Annotated in this window: 17 protein-coding genes; 3 read left to right on the forward strand and 14 right to left on the reverse strand. The window is 69.8% G+C overall.

Features of this window, described 5'->3' with window-relative positions; all coding sequences use genetic code 11:
* Window positions 1-7: 7 nt before the first annotated feature.
* The gene (gene tpiA / locus EDC34_RS11185) at window positions 8-763 is read right to left on the reverse strand and encodes a triose-phosphate isomerase (RefSeq protein ID WP_114960822.1); all 756 of its coding nucleotides are present in this window, start codon (window positions 761-763) and stop codon (window positions 8-10) included.
* Between the two features lie 68 nt (window positions 764-831).
* On the opposite strand from tpiA, the gene EDC34_RS11190 reads away from it, so the two are divergent.
* A complete protein-coding gene (locus EDC34_RS11190; protein WP_114960821.1) occupies window positions 832-1,503 on the forward strand; it encodes a DUF6445 family protein in 672 nt (223 codons plus the stop codon).
* Between the two features lie 92 nt (window positions 1,504-1,595).
* On the opposite strand, the gene EDC34_RS11195 is transcribed toward EDC34_RS11190, so the two are convergent.
* From EDC34_RS11195 to prmB, 12 genes are all read right to left on the reverse strand, one after another.
* Entirely contained in the window at window positions 1,596-2,534 is a 939-nt protein-coding gene (locus tag EDC34_RS11195; protein ID WP_114960820.1) for an isopenicillin N synthase family dioxygenase, read from the reverse strand.
* 70 nt (window positions 2,535-2,604) lie between these two features.
* Window positions 2,605-3,966 (reverse strand): phosphoglucosamine mutase, encoded by a 1,362-nt coding sequence (glmM, locus tag EDC34_RS11200; protein ID WP_114960819.1) that lies wholly within the window; start codon window positions 3,964-3,966, stop codon window positions 2,605-2,607.
* Window positions 3,963-4,853, reverse strand: a complete 891-nt coding sequence (gene accD, locus EDC34_RS11205) for an acetyl-CoA carboxylase, carboxyltransferase subunit beta (RefSeq protein ID WP_114960818.1) — start codon at window positions 4,851-4,853, stop codon at window positions 3,963-3,965. The genes glmM and accD overlap by 4 nt, the downstream gene beginning before the upstream one ends.
* A gap of 139 nt (window positions 4,854-4,992) precedes the next feature.
* On the reverse strand, window positions 4,993-5,808 hold the full coding sequence (trpA, locus tag EDC34_RS11210) for a tryptophan synthase subunit alpha (protein WP_114960817.1): 816 nt from the start codon (window positions 5,806-5,808) through the stop codon (window positions 4,993-4,995).
* Window positions 5,805-6,224: a DUF3144 domain-containing protein gene (locus EDC34_RS11215; protein ID WP_162797714.1), complete on the reverse strand. Its 420-nt coding sequence runs from the start codon at window positions 6,222-6,224 to the stop codon at window positions 5,805-5,807. The genes trpA and EDC34_RS11215 overlap by 4 nt, the downstream gene beginning before the upstream one ends.
* 109 nt (window positions 6,225-6,333) lie before the next feature.
* Window positions 6,334-7,569 carry a tryptophan synthase subunit beta gene (trpB, locus tag EDC34_RS11220; protein WP_114960815.1) on the reverse strand — a complete coding sequence of 412 codons (1,236 nt, stop codon included), beginning with the start codon at window positions 7,567-7,569 and terminating at the stop codon, window positions 6,334-6,336.
* 204 nt (window positions 7,570-7,773) lie between these two features.
* Window positions 7,774-8,454, reverse strand: a complete 681-nt coding sequence (locus EDC34_RS11225) for a phosphoribosylanthranilate isomerase (RefSeq protein WP_114960814.1) — start codon at window positions 8,452-8,454, stop codon at window positions 7,774-7,776.
* Window positions 8,447-9,238: a tRNA pseudouridine(38-40) synthase TruA gene (gene truA / locus EDC34_RS11230; protein ID WP_114960813.1), complete on the reverse strand. Its 792-nt coding sequence runs from the start codon at window positions 9,236-9,238 to the stop codon at window positions 8,447-8,449. Before truA ends, EDC34_RS11225 begins: the two co-directional genes overlap by 8 nt.
* 16 nt (window positions 9,239-9,254) lie before the next feature.
* The gene (locus EDC34_RS11235; RefSeq protein ID WP_132982890.1) at window positions 9,255-11,360 is read right to left on the reverse strand and encodes a type IV pilus assembly protein FimV; all 2,106 of its coding nucleotides are present in this window, start codon (window positions 11,358-11,360) and stop codon (window positions 9,255-9,257) included.
* A gap of 32 nt (window positions 11,361-11,392) precedes the next feature.
* Window positions 11,393-12,433 carry an aspartate-semialdehyde dehydrogenase gene (locus tag EDC34_RS11240; protein WP_114960811.1) on the reverse strand — a complete coding sequence of 347 codons (1,041 nt, stop codon included), beginning with the start codon at window positions 12,431-12,433 and terminating at the stop codon, window positions 11,393-11,395.
* 118 nt (window positions 12,434-12,551) lie between these two features.
* Entirely contained in the window at window positions 12,552-13,661 is a 1,110-nt protein-coding gene (gene aroC / locus EDC34_RS11245) for a chorismate synthase (RefSeq protein WP_114960810.1), read from the reverse strand.
* A 4-nt stretch (window positions 13,662-13,665) separates the two neighbouring features.
* Window positions 13,666-14,622 (reverse strand): 50S ribosomal protein L3 N(5)-glutamine methyltransferase, encoded by a 957-nt coding sequence (gene prmB, locus EDC34_RS11250; RefSeq protein ID WP_114960809.1) that lies wholly within the window; start codon window positions 14,620-14,622, stop codon window positions 13,666-13,668.
* A gap of 84 nt (window positions 14,623-14,706) precedes the next feature.
* On the opposite strand from prmB, the gene EDC34_RS11255 reads away from it, so the two are divergent.
* Both EDC34_RS11255 and asd read left to right on the forward strand, forming a co-directional pair.
* Entirely contained in the window at window positions 14,707-15,381 is a 675-nt protein-coding gene (locus tag EDC34_RS11255) for an SCO family protein (RefSeq protein ID WP_114960808.1), read from the forward strand.
* Window positions 15,382-15,589: 208 nt separating this feature from the next.
* Window positions 15,590-16,432 carry an archaetidylserine decarboxylase gene (gene asd, locus EDC34_RS11260; RefSeq protein ID WP_114960807.1) on the forward strand — a complete coding sequence of 281 codons (843 nt, stop codon included), beginning with the start codon at window positions 15,590-15,592 and terminating at the stop codon, window positions 16,430-16,432.
* 108 nt (window positions 16,433-16,540) lie between these two features.
* Here asd and EDC34_RS11265 read toward each other — a convergent pair whose 3' ends face one another.
* On the reverse strand, window positions 16,541-17,521 hold the full coding sequence (locus tag EDC34_RS11265; protein ID WP_114960806.1) for a DUF3644 domain-containing protein: 981 nt from the start codon (window positions 17,519-17,521) through the stop codon (window positions 16,541-16,543).
* Between the last annotated feature and the right edge of the window lie 678 nt (window positions 17,522-18,199).

The following is an 18,199-nucleotide window of genomic DNA, read 5'->3' on the forward strand; positions in this document are numbered from 1 at the left end:
CGCGTTCTCAGGTGAGGTCGGCCGCCGCCTGCGCGATGGCCAGGAAATCCGCGGCCACCAGCGAGGCGCCGCCGATCAGCCCGCCATCCACGTCGGCCTGCGCGAACAGGCTGGCCGCGTTGTCGGGCTTGACGCTTCCGCCGTACAGCAGCGGCAGCGAGCTGGCGATTTTAGCATCGAACGCCGCCACTTCGCCACGGATGAAGGCATGCACCGCCTGCGCCTGCTCCGGGCTGGCGGTGCGCCCGGTGCCGATCGCCCACACCGGCTCGTAGGCCACCACCGCGCGCGCGAACGCCGCCGCGCCGGCCCGCTCCAGCACCGGCCGCAGCTGCCCGGCCACCACCGCCTCGGTCTGCCCGGCCTCGCGCTCCTCCAGACGCTCGCCCACGCACAGCACCGGCACCAGCCCGGCCGCCTGCGCGGCGACGAATTTCTCGGCCACCAGTGCGCTGCTCTCGGCGTGGTACTGGCGGCGCTCGGAATGGCCCACCAGCACGTAGCGCGCGCCCACGTCGGCCAGCATCGCCGCCGCCACCTCGCCGGTATAGGCGCCCTTGTCGTGGGCGCTGCAGTCCTGCGCGCCCAGCGCGATGCCGGCCTGTACGCACTGCGCCGCCATCCCCTCCAGATACGGGAACGGCGGCAGCACCACCAACTCCACCCCGGCAGGGCGGGCCGCGCCCAACTCCGCGACCAGCGCCGCCGCAAAGGCGCGGCTGCCATGCAGTTTCCAGTTCCCGGCGACGATCTTGCGGCGCATGCGGTGCTCCCCGTGCGAAGGGGCGCAAGTTTAGCAATTGCGCTCGCCGCCGCCGTATAGTCCGCGGCATGAACCGCCCCGCCCCGATGATGCGCGTCCTGCCCTACCGCAAGCCCACCGAGGGCCGCGACTACTGGGTGTTCGACGACGTGCTGCCCAATGCCATGGCCGTGCGCGAACGCTGCCTGGCCAAGCCCGACTGGGCGCTGGGTTTCCCGCACACCCGGGAAAGCTGGCCCGGCCGGCGCGCGATCCCGGCGCTGGAACCCGACGAGTTGGCGGTGGTGGAGCAGCGCGTGCGCGCCGCCACCGGCGCCAAGCAGCTGTGGGTGCAGCCGGCGCCCGACGGCAAGACCCTGAACCACAACTGCGTGCAGGTGGTGGGTGCGCGCGAGGCGCAGGCGCGGCCGCATACCGACGCGCGCTCGCTGTGCCGCTATGCCGGCGTGCTGTACCTGCTGCCCGACGCGCCGGCGGACTGCGGCACCAGCTTCTATCGCCAGCGCCTGCCGAACGGCCAGCTCGGCGGCAACACCGTCACCAAGCCGCACGACAACCTGGTGGAAGCCCTCGGCACCCGCTTCGTACCGCCCGACAGCTTCGTCGAGGACGTGCGCGTGCCCAACCGCTTCAACCGCCTGCTGGTGTACAGCGCCGCGCTGATCCACAGCGCCACCGCCTATTGCGGCAGCGTGCTCGCCGACGAACGCATGGCCGCGGTCCTGTTCTGGATGGCCTGAACCTTCGCCCCGGAACGATCCGGAAGCATGACGCCACCGAACGAAAAGGCCGCACGCAGCGGCCTTTTCGTCGTTCCCGGGATGGATTCGGCTTACTTCAGCTTGATCTCGCGCAGGCGCTCTTCCAGGTAGCCCTGGGCGGTGATCGGCTCGGGATAGCGGCTGGGGTTGTCGGCGCTGACGCAGTTGGGCAGCACGTCGATCACGAAATCCGGGTTCGGATGCAGGAAGAACGGGGTGGAATAGCGCGGCTGGCGCGCCTTCTCGCCCGGCGGGTTCACCACCCGGTGGGTGGTGGACGGCAGCACGTGGTTGGTCAGGCGCTGCAGCATGTCGCCGATGTTGACCACGATGGTGTCGGCATCCGCGGTGAACGGCACCCACTCGCCCTTGCGCGAGAGCACTTCCAGCCCCTCCGCGCTGGCACCGACCAGCAGGGTGATCAGGTTGATGTCCTCGTGCGCGCCGGCGCGCACGTTCGGGATCTCGTCGGCGGTGATCGGCGGATAGTGGATCGGGCGCAGGATCGAATTGCCGTTGTCGGTCTTGTCCGCGAAGTAATCCTCGGGCAGCCCGAGGTTCAGCGCCAGCGCCGACAGCACCCGCGCACCCAGCGCGTCCAGCGCCTCGTACAGCGCTAGCGCGCGCGCGCGGAACTCCGGCACCTCCGCCGGCCACAGGTTGGGCGGCATCACGTCGGCGTACTTCTCGTCGCGCAGCTCGCGGCCGACGTGCCAGAACTCCTTGAGGTCGAAGTACTTGGCGCCCTTCGCGGTCTCCACCCCGAACGGGGTGTAGCCGCGCGCGCCGCCGCCGCCGGGCACGTGGTACTGCTTCTTGGTCTCCTCCGGCAGTGCGAAGAACGCGACGAAGGCGTCGTAGGCGCCGTCGATCACCTCCTGCGGGATGCCGTGACCGCGGATGCCGGCGAAGCCCCATTCGCGGTAGGCGTTGCCCAGTTCGGCCACGAAGGCCTCGCGGTCGGTGTCGAAGCGGCGGATGTCGAGGGTCGGGATCTGCGGCTGGCTCATGGCATGGCTCGGAAAAATGGAGTTTGCCGCGCAGTATGCCGTCGCCGGCGCGCGCGGGGTTTGATCGGGATCAGGCCGCGGCCGCGCGCACGGCGTCGGCCAGGGCCTGCACGGTGGAGTCGACCAGCGCCGGGTCGTCGGCCTCGACCGTCACCCGCACCACCGGCTCGGTGCCGGACGGCCGCAGGAACGCGCGGCCACGGCCTTCCACGGCACGCTGCGCCTCGGCCAGCGCGGCCTGCACGCTGGCGGCCTCGGCCGGCTTCTGGCCGGCGGCGAAGCGCACGTTGACGGTCTTCTGCGGCAGCTTGCGCAGGCCCTGCAGTGCATCGGCCAGAGTGATCCCGCGCCGGCGCAACACCTCCAGCACCTGCAGCGCGCTGACGATGCCGTCGCCGGTGCTGGCGCGGTCCAGGCACAGGATGTGGCCGCTGGCCTCGCCGCCGAGCACGCCGTCGTGCGCCAGCAGCTGCTGGTGCACGTAGCGGTCGCCGACCTTGGCGCGCACGAAGCCGATCCCGCGCGCCGCCAGCGCCTGCTCGAAGCCGTAGTTGGTCATCAGGGTGCCGACCACCGGCCCGCGCAGGCGGCCCGTGTCCTGCCAGTCGCAGGCCAGCACGTACAGCAGGTCGTCGCCGTCGCAGATGCGGCCGTCCGCATCCACGAACAGCACGCGGTCGCCGTCGCCGTCGAAGGCGATGCCCAGCGCGGCACCGCTGGCGCGCACGCGCGCGGCCAGCGTCTCGGGATGGGTGGAGCCCACGCCGTCGTTGATATTCAACCCGTTCGGCTCGACCCCGATCGCCTCCACCCGCGCATCCAGCTCACGCAAGACCAGGGGTGCCAGCTGGTAGGTGGCGCCGTTGGCGCAGTCCACCACGATGTGCATGCCGCCGAGGTGAAACCCTTTGGGGACCGAGTTCTTGCACGCCTCGACATAACGACCGACCGCATCGCGGGTGCGCACCGCCTTGCCCAGGCGTTCGGACGGCACGGTCCGGAACGGCTGCTCCAGCGCGGCCTCGATCGCCAGCTCGGTGGCGTCGTCCAGCTTCTCGCCCTGGGCCGAGAAGAACTTGATGCCGTTGTCGTGGTGCGGGTTGTGCGAGGCGGAGATCACGATCCCGCCGTCGGCGCGCATGGAGTGGGTGAGGTGCGCCACTGCCGGGGTCGGCATCGGCCCCATCAGCTGCACGTCCACCCCGGCCGCCACCAGCCCCGCTTCCAGCGCGGCCTCGAACATGTAGTTGGAGATGCGGGTGTCCTTGCCGATCACCACCATCGGCTTGCGCCATTCCTGGCGGTCGCGCGCGGCGGCGGTGAGCGCATGCCCGTAGGCATTGCCCAGGCGCAGCACGAAATCGGCCGAGATCGCGCCCTCGCCCACCCGCCCGCGGATGCCGTCGGTGCCGAAGTAACGACGCGCGCTCACGCCGCCTCCGTGGCGTCCACCGGCACCGGTTGCTTCATCAGCAGCGCCAGCAGGTGCGCCAGCCGCTCGCGCATCTCGCGGCGGTCCACGATCTGGTCCACGGTGCCGTGCTGGAGCAGGAACTCACTGCGCTGGAAGCCTTCCGGCAGCTTCTCGCGCACGGTCTGCTCGATCACCCGCTGCCCGGCGAAGCCGATCAGCGCACCCGGCTCGGCGATGTTCAGATCGCCCAGCATGGCGAAGCTGGCGGACACGCCGCCGGTGGTCGGGTGCGTGAGCACCGAGATGTACGGCAGCCCGGCCGCGCGCAGGCGGCCCAGCGCGGCCGAGGTCTTGGCCATCTGCATCAGCGAGAGCAGGCTTTCCTGCATGCGCGCGCCACCGCTGGCGGAGAAGCACACGAACGGGCAGCGCAACGCCAGCGCGCGCTCGGCCGCCAGGGCGAAGCGCTCGCCGACGACCGAGCCCATCGAGCCGCCCATGAAGGCGAAATCGAACGCGGCGGCCACCAGGTCGCGGCCCATCAGCCGGCCCTCCAGCGCCACCAGCGCGTCGCGCTCGCCGGTGGACTTCTGCGCGGCCTTGATGCGTTCGGAATACTTCTTCTGGTCCTTGAACTTGAGGACGTCGGTCGGCCCGAGCTCGGCCCCGATCTCGCGCCCCTCGCCGCCGTCCAGCAGCGCCGCCAGCCGCACCCGCGCGCGGATCGGCATGTGGAAGGCGCACTTCGGGCAGACCTCGAGGTTTTCCTCCAGCTCCGGCCGGTACAGCGCGGCGCCGCAGCGCTCGCATTTCTCCCACAGGCCCTCGGGCACGCTGCGCTTGCGCTCGCCGCCCACCTCGGTGCGGATGCCGGTACCCGGCATCAGTTTCTTAAGCCAGCTCATTGGTCTTGGTCACCGCAAATTGCATTGCAGGCAGGAGTGCCCGGCCTGCCCGGCACCCGCCGGGACGGCCCAGTCTACCCTGCAGGTACGGTCCGGCCATCCTCCGGCCACACTCTCCGGGCACGTTCCGGCCCGGGCCTCAGGCCGGGGCCGCGGTCCCGTCCAGCGCCGCCCGCAGCGGATGCAGGAAGGCACCGGCGCGCGCGGCGGCGGTGTCCGCGTCCGGGCTGGCGTCCAGCGCCGCCACCAGGGCGCTGCCGACCACCACCCCATCGGCGTGCGCGGCCATCGCCGCGGCGCTGCCGGCATCGCGGATGCCGAACCCGGCGAACACCGGGATGCGCGCCATCGCCCGCACCTGCGCCAGGTGGCGCGCGGCATCCTCCACGTCCAGCTGGGCGGCGCCGGTGACGCCGGCATAGCTGACGTAGTACAGGTAGCCGTCGGCCTGCTCGCACAGCCGCTGCAGGCGCGCCTGCGGAGTGGTCGGCGAGGCCAGCGAGATCAGCGCCAAGCCGTGCTGGGCGAACGCCGCCTGGTACACCCCCGCCTCTTCCGGCGGCAGATCCACCAGCAGCATGCCGTCCACCCCGGCCTGCGCGGCCTCGGCGGCGAACGCGGCCGCGCCGCGCACCTCGACCGGATTGAGGTAGCCCATCAGCACCACCGGCGTGTCCGCATCCGTCGCCCGGAACGCGCGCACGCAGTCCAGCACGTAGGCCATGCCGGCGCCGCGCGCCAGCGCGCGCTCGGAGCTGCGCTGGATCACCGGGCCATCGGCCATCGGGTCGGAGAACGGCACCCCCAGCTCGATCACGTCCGCGCCGGCCCGCGCCAGCGCGTGCATGACCGGCACGGTCGCCGCCAGCGCGGGATCACCGGCGGTGACGAACGGCACCAGCCCCTTGCGCCCGGCCGTCCGCAGTGCGTCCAGCCGCTGCTGCAGGCGGGTCATTCGTTGGCCGCGGCCGCGGTGGTGTCGGCGTCCTTCAGGCGGCCGATCTTGACGCCGGCGGCCTTGTACTCCTCGGCCAGCTCGGAATCGCCCACGTCGATGCCGCGCTCCTCGCCCATGCCGTCCAGGTGCTCGTTCAGCATGCGGCGGTACATGGTGGTCATGTAGTCGAGGAACGGGACGCGCTCTTCCGCGGCGGCGATCGGCTTGACGCTGGTCAGGTACACGTGCGCATTGAAGCGCGCCGCCGCGAACAGGGCGGCCAGGCTGATGTTCTTCTCGCCGTACTTCTGGGACTGCTTGTGGGTCAGCTCCAGGTACTCATTGACGCACTCGAAGAACTGCGGCGGGAACGGGGTGCCACCGGCGACGTTCTGCTGTTCGGCCGCGGGCTGGGCCTGGGTTTCATCGGCCATGGCCGGACTCCTGAAAGGTTGGGTGAATGGAACCCTGCATTCTCGCCGAAACCGGGCCGCAGGCCAAATGGCCATCTCCGGCGCGGTCCGGCGGGGTGCGGGGGCGGGGTCAGAGGGACAGACCTTCGCGCGCGGCGATGGTGTGCACGTCCTTGTCGCCGCGGCCGGACAGGTTGCACAGCACCAGCGCGTCCCTCGGCAGCTCGCGCGCCAGCTTGATCGCCTGCGCCACCGCGTGGCTGGACTCCAGCGCCGGCAGGATGCCCTCGCTGCGGGTCAGGCGATGGAAGGCCTCCAGCGCCTCGTCGTCGGTCACGCCGACGTATTCGGCGCGGCCGCTGTCCTTCAGGAAGGCATGCTCGGGGCCGACGCCGGGATAGTCCAGGCCGGCCGAGATCGAATGGGTCTCGATGATCTGGCCGTCGTCGTCGCAGATGACATAAGTGCGGTTGCCGTGCAGCACGCCCACCCGGCCCGCGGCCAGCGAGGCGGCGTGGCGGCCGGTCTCGATGCCGTCGCCCGCGGCCTCGGCGCCGACGATGCGCACCTCACGATCGTTGAGGAAGGCGTGGAACAGGCCGATGGCATTGCTACCGCCACCGACGCAGGCGGTGATCGCATCCGGCAGGCGCCCGTACTCGGCCAGCATCTGCGCGCGCGCCTCGCGCCCGACCACCGCGTTGAAGTCGCGCACCATGCGCGGGTACGGGTCCGGGCCGGCCACGGTGCCGATGATGTAGAACGTGTCGCGGACGTTGGTCACCCAGTCGCGCATCGCCTCGTTCAGCGCGTCCTTCAGCGTGGCCGAGCCGCTGGTGACAGGCACCACCGTCGCGCCCAAAAGCTTCATCCGGTACACGTTGATCTTCTGGCGCTCGATATCGGTGGCGCCCATGTACACCACGCATTCCAGGCCCAGCCGGGTGGCGACGGTGGCGGAAGCGACGCCGTGCTGGCCGGCGCCGGTCTCCGCGATGATCCGCTTCTTGCCCATGCGCGCGGCCAGAAGCGCCTGACCGATGGTGTTGTTGATCTTGTGCGCGCCGGTGTGGTTCAGGTCCTCGCGCTTGAGCAGGATCTGCGCGCCGCCGACCTCGCGGCTCAGGCGCTCGGCGTGGTAGATCGGGCTCGGGCGGCCGACGTAGTGCTTGAGGTCCTTCTCGAACGCGGCGAGGAAGGCCGGATCGACGCGCGCGGCGTCGTACGCGGCGGCCAGTTCCTGCAGCGGGCCGATCAGGGTCTCGGCGACGAAGCGACCGCCGTGGCGGCCGAAGTGGCCGTCGGCATCGGGAAAGGCATGGAAGTCGGTGGCCGCGGCGGCGGCCTGGAGGCGGGAAGCGTTCACGCGGAAGTCTCCGGGGTCGGAACGCGCGGGGCGCGGGGCCACGGCGCGGGTCGAAACGAGGGGGAGTGGCGCCCGGGGGCGCACGGGCAGGACGCGTCGCGCGGCGTTATCGGACCGCCGCCGCAGGCACGCGGCGCCAGCGCCGCAGGGAGCGGCCGAAAGGAGCGCGGGGGCGATTGGAAGGCTTCATGGCGTGGCCATAGCCTACCCGATCCGGGGCATGGTTTGCCCGTCGCAGTCCGCCGCGCGCACGGCCTCCACGAACCGCCGCATGCGCGCGCCGTCCTTGATGCCGGGCGCCAGCTCGATGCCACCAGCCACGTCCACGCCCCACGGGCGCACCGCACGAACCGCGTCGCCCACATTGTCGGGGTCCAGCCCGCCGGCCAGCAGCCACGGCCAGTCGAGATCAGCGGGGATCGCCGCGGCGTCCAGCCGCTGCCCGCTGCCGCCCGGCTGCCCCGGGGCGTGGCCGTCCAGCACGAAGCCGGCGGCATGCGGCCAGCGCGCGCGCAGGGTCGCGCCGTCCACGGCCGTGCCGCCCAGCCCCAGGCCCTTGAAATACGGCAGCCCGAAGCGGCGGCAGAACGCATCGTCCTCGCTGCCGTGGAACTGCAGCAGTGTCGGTTGCAGCTGGGCGATGGCGGCGCGGACCTCGGCCTCGGGGTTGTCCATGAACAACGCCACCAGCGCCACCATCGGCGCCAGCGCCGCGCGCAGGGCCGGCGCCAGCGCCGGGTCCACCCGGCGGCCGCTGCGCGCGGCGAAGATCACCCCCACCGCATCCACGCCCAGCTCGCAGGCCAGGCGCACGTCGCCCGGGCGGGTGAAGCCACAGAACTTGATGCGGGTGCGCAATGGCACGGCGCGGGCGGGCTCATTCATCGCCGCAGGCCTCCTCCGGCAAGCCCCACTGGCGCGGGTATTTCGGGCCGAGGAACAGCAGCCCGGCGGCCGGCGCGGTGGGGCCGGCCACGGTGCGGTCGCGGCCATCCAGCAGCTCGGCGATCCACTCCGGCGGGCGTTCCCCGCGCCCCACCACCAGCAGCGAGCCGACGATGTTGCGCACCATGTGGTGCAGGAAGGCGTTGGCCTGCACCTCTACCACTACCTCGTCGCCGACGCGGGTGACGGTGATGTCCTGCAGGTTGCGGCGGGCGTGCGTGGCCTGGCACTGCACGCTGCGGAACGCCGAGAAATCCCGCTCCCCGCGCAGCGCCTGCGCCGCCTGGTGCATGGCCGCCGCATCCAGCGGCATCCGCTCCCAGCCCAGGTACTGGCGCTCCAGCCCCGGCCGCGCGCTGCGGTTGAGGATGCGGTAGCGGTAGCGGCGCGCGCGCGCCGAGAAGCGCGCGTTGAAGTCGTCGGCCACCGGCACGCACCAGCGCACCGCCATCGTCGGCGGCAGGTTGGCGGTGGCGCCCAGCACCCAGCCGCGCGCGTCGCGGGTGGCCTCGGTATCGAAATGCACCACCTGGCAGCGCGCGTGCACGCCGGCATCGGTGCGGCCCGAGCAGACGGTGTCGATGGGCGCGGCGGCCACCTTCGACAGCGCGATCTCCAGCGCGGTCTGCAGGCTGCCGTCTGGCTCCAGCGCGCCGGCCTGGCTCAGCCGCTGCCACCCCGAGAACCCGCTGCCGTCGTACTCGACGCCCAGTGCCAGCCGCATCGCGCCCCGGCCTGCCTCAGCCCACCAGCTTGCTGAGCATGCGGGCGGCTTCATCGCTGACCGCGTCGTCCTTGTCGTCCAGCAGTTCCAGCAGCAGCTGCTGGGCCGAATGCTCGTCGCCCATGTCCAGGAACGCGCGCACCAGCTTGAAGCGCTGCTCCGGGGTGGCGTGCGCGGGCACCTCGCCCGCGGCCTCCGCCACCACGGCAGGGGCCGGCGCAGCGGCCGCCTCCGGAGCCGGCGCGGGAGCTGCCTCCGGACTGGCCTTGACCCAGCCCGAGTGCCATTGCGGCGCATCCGCACGCGGCGCGGCCGGCACCGCCGGCGGCAGGTTGGCGAGGTCCACGGTGATCTCGGCGGCATGCGCGTTGGCGTGCGCCGCATCGTGGGCCGGCGCAGACGCCTCCGCGCTGGCCGCCGCCTGTTCCAGCGGCTGCCCGGCATCGGCGGCGGCGTCCGCGGCCTCCGCCGCATCCGCAGGGGCGGCATCGGCCGCGTCTTGCATCGGCGCCGTCTCGGCGGCGGCGGTCGCGGCGGTCATGCTGGCCGCCAGCGCCTCGCTGTCGAACACCCGCCGGCGCGGCGGCGGCGCGGCCGGCTTGCGGCGGCTGGCCAGCCACCACGCCAGCACCGCCAGCACCACGAAGCCCAGCCCGCCCCAGACATAGGGCAGCACGCCGGGCTTGGCCGCCGGCGCGGGCGCGCTGGCCGGCTGCGCAGCGGCGGGCTTGGCGGCCGCCGGGGCCGCCTGTGCGCCGGCCTTGTTGGCCTGCGCCAGCCGCGCCTGGGCGGCAGCCAGCTCGCTGTCCTTCAGCGCGATCAGCTTCTGCTGCTCGTCCTTCAGCTTTTCCAGCGCCGCGACTCGCTCCTTCAACTCGCCGATCTCGGCGCTCTTGGCCGCGATGTCCTCATCGCGCTGACGCAATTCCTGCTGCAGCATGCTGCCCTCGCCACCGGCGCTGGTGCCGGACTGGATTCCCTTGGCCTTGCCTGGCGCGGCCGGCGGCAGGATCTGCAGCCGGGCCTCGCCGCGCGCGGCGGTGGTGGGTGTGGACGCCGGCGCACGCGTGCCCGGCGCCGGCTTGGAGGCGGCCGCGGGCGCCGCCGGCGTTGCGGCATTGGCGGACGCGGCGGGGTTCGCGGGCGCGCCGGTAGTCGCCGCCGTGGCAGCGGCACTGGCCTCCGGCTGGCGCACCGCGCGCCGCGCCTGCCACCACTGCTGCATCTGCTGGCGCACCACTTGGGCCGCCTCGCCGGCATCGATGGCGGCCACGTCCTCGCGGCTGGGCACGCGCAGCACCGCGCCCTGGCGCAGGCGGTTGACGTCATCGCCGAGGAAGGCGTCGGGATTGGCGCGCAACAGGGCCAGCAGGGCCTGGTCGAGGCTGCCGCCCTGGCGCAGGCCCAGCTTGCCGGCGATCTTCGTCAGCGTCTCGCCGGCCTTCACCGGGCCGTACTCAGACACAGACGCGACGTTGGACGCAACGGTGGACGCCGCAGGGGCCGCGACCGGAGCCGGCGGCAGCGGGGCCACCGCGATCGCACCGGAGGCCGCAGGCTCGGGGGCCGGCATCGCCGGGGCCGGCGGAGTCGCGGCTGCGGGGACAGGGGCCGGCGCGCTGGCGGCAGCCGCCGGGGCGGCAACCACGGGCGCGGGACGCTGCACGAGGTTCTCGGCCGGCGGCTGCGGCAGCTGCACCGGTGCCTGCACCACGGTGGCCGCGGCGTTGGGCACGTCGATCAGCGCGGAGTACTCGCGCACCAGGCGGCCGGTGCCCCAGTCCACCTCGATCAGGAAGTTCAGCACGCCCTGGTCCACCGGCTTCAGGGTGGTGACCCGGATCACCGGGCGCCCCTTGCTGTCGCTGCCCAGGCTGAACTGCAGGTCGGCGGCGATCCCCGAGGGCGGCGACAGCCCCACCCGGCGGAAGGTCTCCGGCGAGGCCAGCCGCGCCTGCAGCGCGGCCAGCTCGCCCGGGGTGGTGGAGATGATCGGGATTTCGGCCAGCAGCGGCTGGTTGCGCCGCGACTTGACCTCGATCTGGCCCAGGCCCAGCGCCCACGCCTGGCCGGCGGCCAGCAGCAGCGCGGCAGCCACCGCGGTTCTCAAGGTCCGGTTCACGTGCGCTCCATCCCCATGTAAGCGCTGCGACTCTAGCCGCGCGCGGCCTTCGCCGGCAAGCCCTCGGCCACCAGCAGCTCGGCGATCTGCACCGCGTTGAGCGCCGCGCCCTTGCGGATGTTGTCGGCCACCACCCACAGGTTGAGCCCGCGCGGGTGCGACAGGTCCTCGCGGATGCGGCCCACGAACACCGGGTCCTTGCCCGAGGCGTGGGTCACCGGCGTGGGATAGCCGCCGGGCCTGGGCTCGTCCACCACCTCCACGCCCGGCGCGGTACGCAGTAGCGCGCGCGCTTCGTCCGGGGTGATCTTCTTCTTCGTCTCCACGTTCACCGCTTCGGAATGGCCGAAGAACACCGGCACCCGCACCGCGGTGGGGTTCACCTGGATGGACGCATCGCCCAGGATCTTCTGCGTCTCCCACACCAGCTTCATCTCTTCCTTGGTGTAGCCGTTGGGCTGGAACTCGTCGATGTGCGGGATCAGGTTGAACGCGATCTGCACCGGGAACTTCGCCGGCGCCGGGTCCTGGAAGCTGAGCAGCGCCGCGGTCTGGCGGCCCAGTTCCTCCAGCGCGCTGCGGCCGCCACCGGACACCGACTGGTAGGTGGCCACGTTGATGCGCTCGATGCCGTACGCCTTGTGGATCGGCGCCAGCACCGGCATCAGCTGCATGGTGGAGCAGTTGGGGTTGGCGATGATGCCGCGCGGGCGGTGGCGTGCCGCCTCCGGGTTCACCTCGCTGACCACCAGCGGCACGTCGTCGTCGTAGCGGAAGGTGGAGGAGTTGTCGATCACCACCGCGCCGGCGGCGGCGAACTTCGGCGCGTATTCCTTGGAGATCGCGCCGCCCGCGGAGAACAGCGCGATGTCGATGGAGGCCGGGTCGAACGTGGCCAGGTCCTGCACCACCAGCTCGTCATCGCCGAACGCGACCTGGGTACCGGCCGAGCGCTCGCTGGCCAGCGCCACCACCTCGCTGGCCGGGAACCCGCGCTCTGCCAGGATCGACAGCATCACCTCGCCCACCGCGCCGGTCGCGCCGACCACGGCCACCTTGTACTGCTTGCTCATTGTTGTTTGCCTCGAACGTCTGGATGCGGCGCCGCATGGCGCCTGCGGGGAATGGATTGACCTGCGTGTCCCGCTGCGGCGCGCTGCTGCCCGTGGGGGCGAAGCCGGCGGCGCGCCGCTATCGTTTGGCGTCGGACATGGCGGGCGTGGCCGGGATGCGCGGCTGCACCTCGCCCACGTCGCCGCACTGCGCGCGGTGGCGCAGCGCCTGGTCCATCAGCACCAGTGCCAGCATCGCCTCGCAGATCGGGGTCGCGCGGATGCCCACGCAAGGGTCGTGGCGCCCAGTGGTGACGATGTCCACCACGTGGCCGTCCACGTCCAGCCCCTGCACCGGCAGGCGCAGGCTGGAGGTCGGCTTGAACGCCACCGACACCGACACCTGCTGCCCGGTGGAAATGCCGCCGAGGATGCCGCCTGCGTGGTTGGACAGGAAGCCGTCCGGCGTCATCACGTCGCGGTGCGCGCTGCCCTTCTGCGCCACCGCGGCGAAGCCGTCGCCGATCTCCACGCCCTTGACCGCGTTGATCGACATCATCGCCGCCGCCAGCTCTGCATCCAGCTTGCCATAGACCGGCTCGCCCCAGCCCGGCGGCACGCCGTCGGCCACCACCAGGAGCTTCGCGCCGACCGAATCGCCGGATTTGCGCAGCGCGTCCATGTAGGCCTCCAGCTCCGGCACCTGCTCCGCGCAGGGCCAGAAGAACGGATTACCTTCGACCGCGCTCCAGTCGTGCGCACGCGGCAGCACGTCGCCGATCTGGACCATGCAGCCGCGCACGCTGACGCCGCGCTGCGCCAGCCACTTCTTGGCGATCACGGCGGCGGCCACGCGCATCGTCGTTTCGCGCGCGCTGGAACGCCCGCCTCCGCGCGGATCGCGGATGCCGTACTTCTGCCAGTAGGTGTAATCGGCATGCCCGGGACGGAACTGCGAGGCGATCTTCGCGTAGTCCTTGCTGCGCGCATCCACGTTGCGGACCAGCAGCGCGATCGGCGTGCCGGTGGTGATGCCTTCATACACCCCGGACAGGATTTCCACTTCGTCCGCTTCGTGCCGCGCCGAGGTATGCCGCGTCTTGCCGGTGGCGCGCCGCGCAAGGTCATGCGCGAAGTCTGCAGGCGCGATCGCGATCCCCGGCGGACAGCCGTCGATCACGCAGCCGATCGCCGGCCCGTGCGACTCGCCGAAGGTGGTGACGCGCAGCAGGTGGCCGAAGGTGTTCATCGCCTCAGAGCAGCCGCCCCGTGGTCGCCGCCGGGGCCTTGCGGCCTTCGCGGGCGGCGGCCAGCGCGGTGATGCGGGCGTTGTGCTCGATCAGGTCGGCGCACTCGGCCACGAAGATGCCCATCTGGCCCACCTTGAACTCCACCCACGCCAGCGGCAGTTCCGGCAGCAGCTTGACCAGCGCGCGCTCGGCCTCACCCACCTCGCAGATCAGCAGACCGTCTTCGGAGAGGTGCAGCGGGGCGTCGCGCAGGATGCACAGGGCGAGGTCCAGGCCGTCGTCGCCGGCGCGCAGGCCGAGTTCCGGTTCGTGCGCGTACTCGCGCGGCAGCGCGTCGGTTTCGGCGTTGGTGACGTAGGGCGGGTTGGTGACGATCAGGTCGTACCGCTCGCCCTGCAGGCCGCTGAACAGGTCGGACTTCAGGAAGCGCACGTTCTCCACGTGCAGGCGCTTTTCGTTCTCGCGCGCCAGCGCCAGCGCGTCGTCGCTGATGTCCACGCCGTCCACGTGCCAGTCCGGGTTGTAGTGCGCCATGGCAATCGCAATACAGCCGGAGCCGGTGCACAGGTCCAGCGCGCGGCGCACCTCGCGGTCGCCCAGCCAGGGCTGGAAGCCGGCCTCGATCAGCTCCGCGATGGGCGAGCGCGGCACCAGCGCGCGCGGATCGGACTTGAAGCTGAGGCCCGCGAACCACGCCTCGCCGGTGAGATAGCAGGCGGGAATGCGCTCCTCGATGCGGCGCAGGAACAGCGCCAGCACCTCTTCCTTCTCGGCCTCGGTGATGCGGGCGTTGCCGTAGGCCGGCGGCAGGTCGTGCGGCAGGTGCAGCGCGTGCAGGGTGAGCTGGGTGGCCTCGTCCAGCGCGTTGTCGTAACTGTGGCCGAAGGTCAGGCCCGCCGCGTTGAACCGGCTGGCGCCGTAGCGGATCAGGTCGATGATGGTCTGCAGTTCCTGGGACATGGGCGGCGACACGCGGGCACGGCCGTGAAGTATAGCGGCGGCGCCCCGGTATCATGGCGGCCCGCCCGATGCCCCGCCAATGCCATGTCCAAACGCCTCGTTCCGATTCTGGTGGTCGCCGTGGTCGCGGCCGCGCTGGGCCTGTGGGCCGCGCAGCGCCTGCAAGGCCCGGCCGCCCCAGCCGCCTCGACCGCTTCCGCCCTGCCCGCCCCGCGCGCGATCACCCTGCTGCCCACCCCGCGCGTGCTGCCGGCGTTCTCGCTGCAGCAGGCCGACGGCACCGCGCTGACGCCGGACACGCTGAAGGGCCACTGGACCGCCGTGTTCCTCGGCTTCACCCACTGCCCGGACGTCTGCCCCACCACCCTGACGGAGATGGCCGGCGCGCAGAAGCAGTGGGCCGCGCTGCCGGAGGCCACCCGCCCGCGGGTGCTGTTCGTCTCCGCCGATCCCGAGCGCGACACCCCGCAGCTGGTCGCCCAGTACGCCCACGCCTTCCATCCCGACACCCTGGCCGCCACCGCGCCGCTGCCGCAGCTGGAGGCCTTCGCCCGCTCGCTGTCGCTGGTGTTCATGAAGGTGCCCGGCCCCAGCGGCGACCCGGCCGACTACAGCATCGACCACAGCGCCGCGCTGGTGCTGCTGGATCCGCAGGCGCGTATGGCCGGCGTGGTGCAACCGCCGTTCGACGTGAAGGGCATCGCGGCCGACCTTGAAGCGCTGACCGCCCAGGCCGCCACCCCCGCGAGCGCGGAATAACCGCGCCAAGGGCTTCCGTGCTTCAACCACGGCGCCCCCGGCAGCCGTCATTCCCGCCCCACACAGCCGTCATTCCCGCCTCTCACGGGCATCACTCCCGCGCCCCAAGGCCGTCATTCCCGCGAAGGCGGGAATCGCTCCTTGCGATACTTTCCCATCCCGCCAACCCAAGCGATCCCCGCCTGCGCGGGGATGACGAGCAACTACCATGAGCCCCGTCACCGCCCTCACCTACGTGCTGCCGCACCGCCTGCTGTCCTCGCTGGCGCGGCGGCTGGCGTATTCCAGAAACTGCGCGATCAAGCAGTGGCTGATCGACACTGTCACCCGCAAGTTCGGCGTGGACCTGAGCGAAGCGGCGGAGCCCGACCCCACCGCCTACCCGACATTCAACGCTTTCTTCACCCGCGCGCTCAAGCCCGGCGCACGCACGCCCGATCCCGACCCGCGTGCCCTGCTGATGCCGGCCGACGGCCATATCAGCCAGTGCGGACCGATCGTGGACGGGCGCATCTTCCAGGCCAAGGGGCGCAGTTTCACCGCCGCCGAACTGCTGGGCAGCGAGGCCGATGCCGCCCCGTTCCGCGACGGCAGCTTCGCCACCGTGTACCTGTCGCCGCGCGACTACCACCGCGTGCACATGCCGTGGACCGGCACCCTGCGCGAAACCGTGCACGTGCCCGGCCGCCTGTTCTCGGTGGGCGTGGATGCCGTGGCCAGCGTGCCGCGCCTGTTCGCCCGCAACGAGCGCCTGGTCTGCCACTTCGACACCGACTTCGGCCCCATGGCGCAGGTGATGGTGGGTGCGCTGCTGGTATCGGGCATCGAAACCGTCTGGGGCGGCGTGGAAGTCCCGCCGTATGGCCATGCCATCGTCCGCAAGGACTACCGCGGCAAGGGGATCACCCTGGAACGCTTCGCCGAGATGGCCCGCTTCAACTACGGCAGCACCGTCATCGTGCTGCTGCCCCAGGGCGCGGCCACGCTGGACCCGGCGCTGCACGCGGAATCCCCGGTGCGGCTGGGGCAGCGGCTGGCGCTGCGGGAGTGACGACGGCGATTTACCGATTGGAACCCGGATAAGACAAGGCCCGCAGCGATGCGGGCCTTGTGCGTTGTGGGAGACCGGATATTAGGATGTGAACCTGGCCCAGTTATTCTATTTGCCCTTACTGGTGTAGTGCTGGTCCAAAACGTTGAAGACGGCTTGGCTGTACCACTCTTGCTTGGCACTCTTCGGGTTGTCGGGGTCAAGCTTCTTGACGTGACAGTAGCGTTTATCTGCCTTCAGTGGCTTGCGAAGATTATGGTACTTCTTGTTTTGCACGAAGTCGCAGTAGCGCTCGGTACAGGCTTTGGTAAGTGCCGCGTAATTTAATGGGTATTTGTCCTTCAAGTGCTCTTCGGTGAGTTGAACTTTCGGTGCGCCCGGGTCGTTCGTGACCTGAACCTTGATCGCATCTCCAGCTTTTGACTTGAGGAACTTTAACTCTATGTTGACCGAGACTGCGTAGCCTGTCACCGGATCATTAGCTGCCTCGAGTGATGAGATGAAGGATGCAACATTTTTCTCTTCTTTGTTGAGAAGGATTGCATCAGATGGTTGCTGATGTTTCACGAACGCAAGAGGCATCAGGTAAAAGTTGTATTGCGAAAAGTCGGTGCCAAACCAGGATTGTGCGGCTCTCGCATAGTTCCGAACCGATGCGCTCCCGACTTCCTGAAGCCTGACAGCGAACACTCTGCTCTTGTTGTAAAAGTGAACTGAGGAGTCTCTGATCTCACAGAGCGCGATGATGTTCTTGTGGGCTGCGTCAGCTAGCGTCTTCTTTTCAGCCATCTTCTTCGCCAAGTAATCAAGGCTATGCGTGAACGGATTTCCCGAGCCAGTCATTTTTACTTTGGCATGCTTGTACGGCTTCCCGTTCGGCCGCATTCTCTTCTCGGTAACGTAGAGGGAGCGAACCTTATTGTTGTGGTCCTTAAGCCATTTGGCCTTAAGGAGTAATTCCCATGCGTTGATGGCAAGTATGGAGAAGGTTTCCTCTCGATACTTGAAATCCGGCTTGTTATAGACCTCAATCGCCGAAACCATCGCGGCGATGCTTTTCTCAACTAGTTCTTGCGACCGAGCTTTCATTAAGGGTTAATACCTGAGTCAAGCCTCCCCGCGAAGCGGCGTCGGCTTGAATGAATTTTTTAGGCTATATTAATTACTGGTATGCCTCGCCGCGCGAACTAAACGACAAACAATAAACAATATGCATGCATGTGTCAGGCTTATAAATCAGGCGAGCATCACCAATTCGCAAGCGCCATAGGCCGGCGAGCTTTCCCGATAGGGGCTTGCACGTATCTCCCCTTACCGTCATCGGTTCATTAATTAGGTCTAGTAGGCACTCTAGAATTCGTCCCTGAAGTTTGCGATCTATGCCCTTGGTCTCTTTGACAAAGGCATTTGTTAGAGAGAGAGTCCAAGAGGTGGGCTTGAATGATTTTTCCTTAGCATCTTCGTGCGGCTCGCGATCATACGGAGCATCTCGACTATGAAGAATTGAGTGCGCTAATCGCGCCTTTGGGGATGGCTGACGAATGCCAATGGCAATCTCAAAAGCCTCTCGTATCTCGTGCGGATTAGCCCCGAGATCCAGAGCCTCATAAGAATCAAGTTGATTGAGAGATTCGATAATGTTTTCGAGCTCGGCGGTGTCTACTATAAAATTAGGTAATTCCTAGCCAAACCGGACCAGATCAACGAGGATTTGGTCATGAAGCGATGCCCTTCGTGCGAGGGGACAAGGCACTACAAGCTGGCCGA

Origin of the sequence: Thermomonas haemolytica, assembly GCF_004346265.1 — a bacterium.
In the GTDB taxonomy this organism is placed as follows: domain Bacteria; phylum Pseudomonadota; class Gammaproteobacteria; order Xanthomonadales; family Xanthomonadaceae; genus Thermomonas; species Thermomonas haemolytica.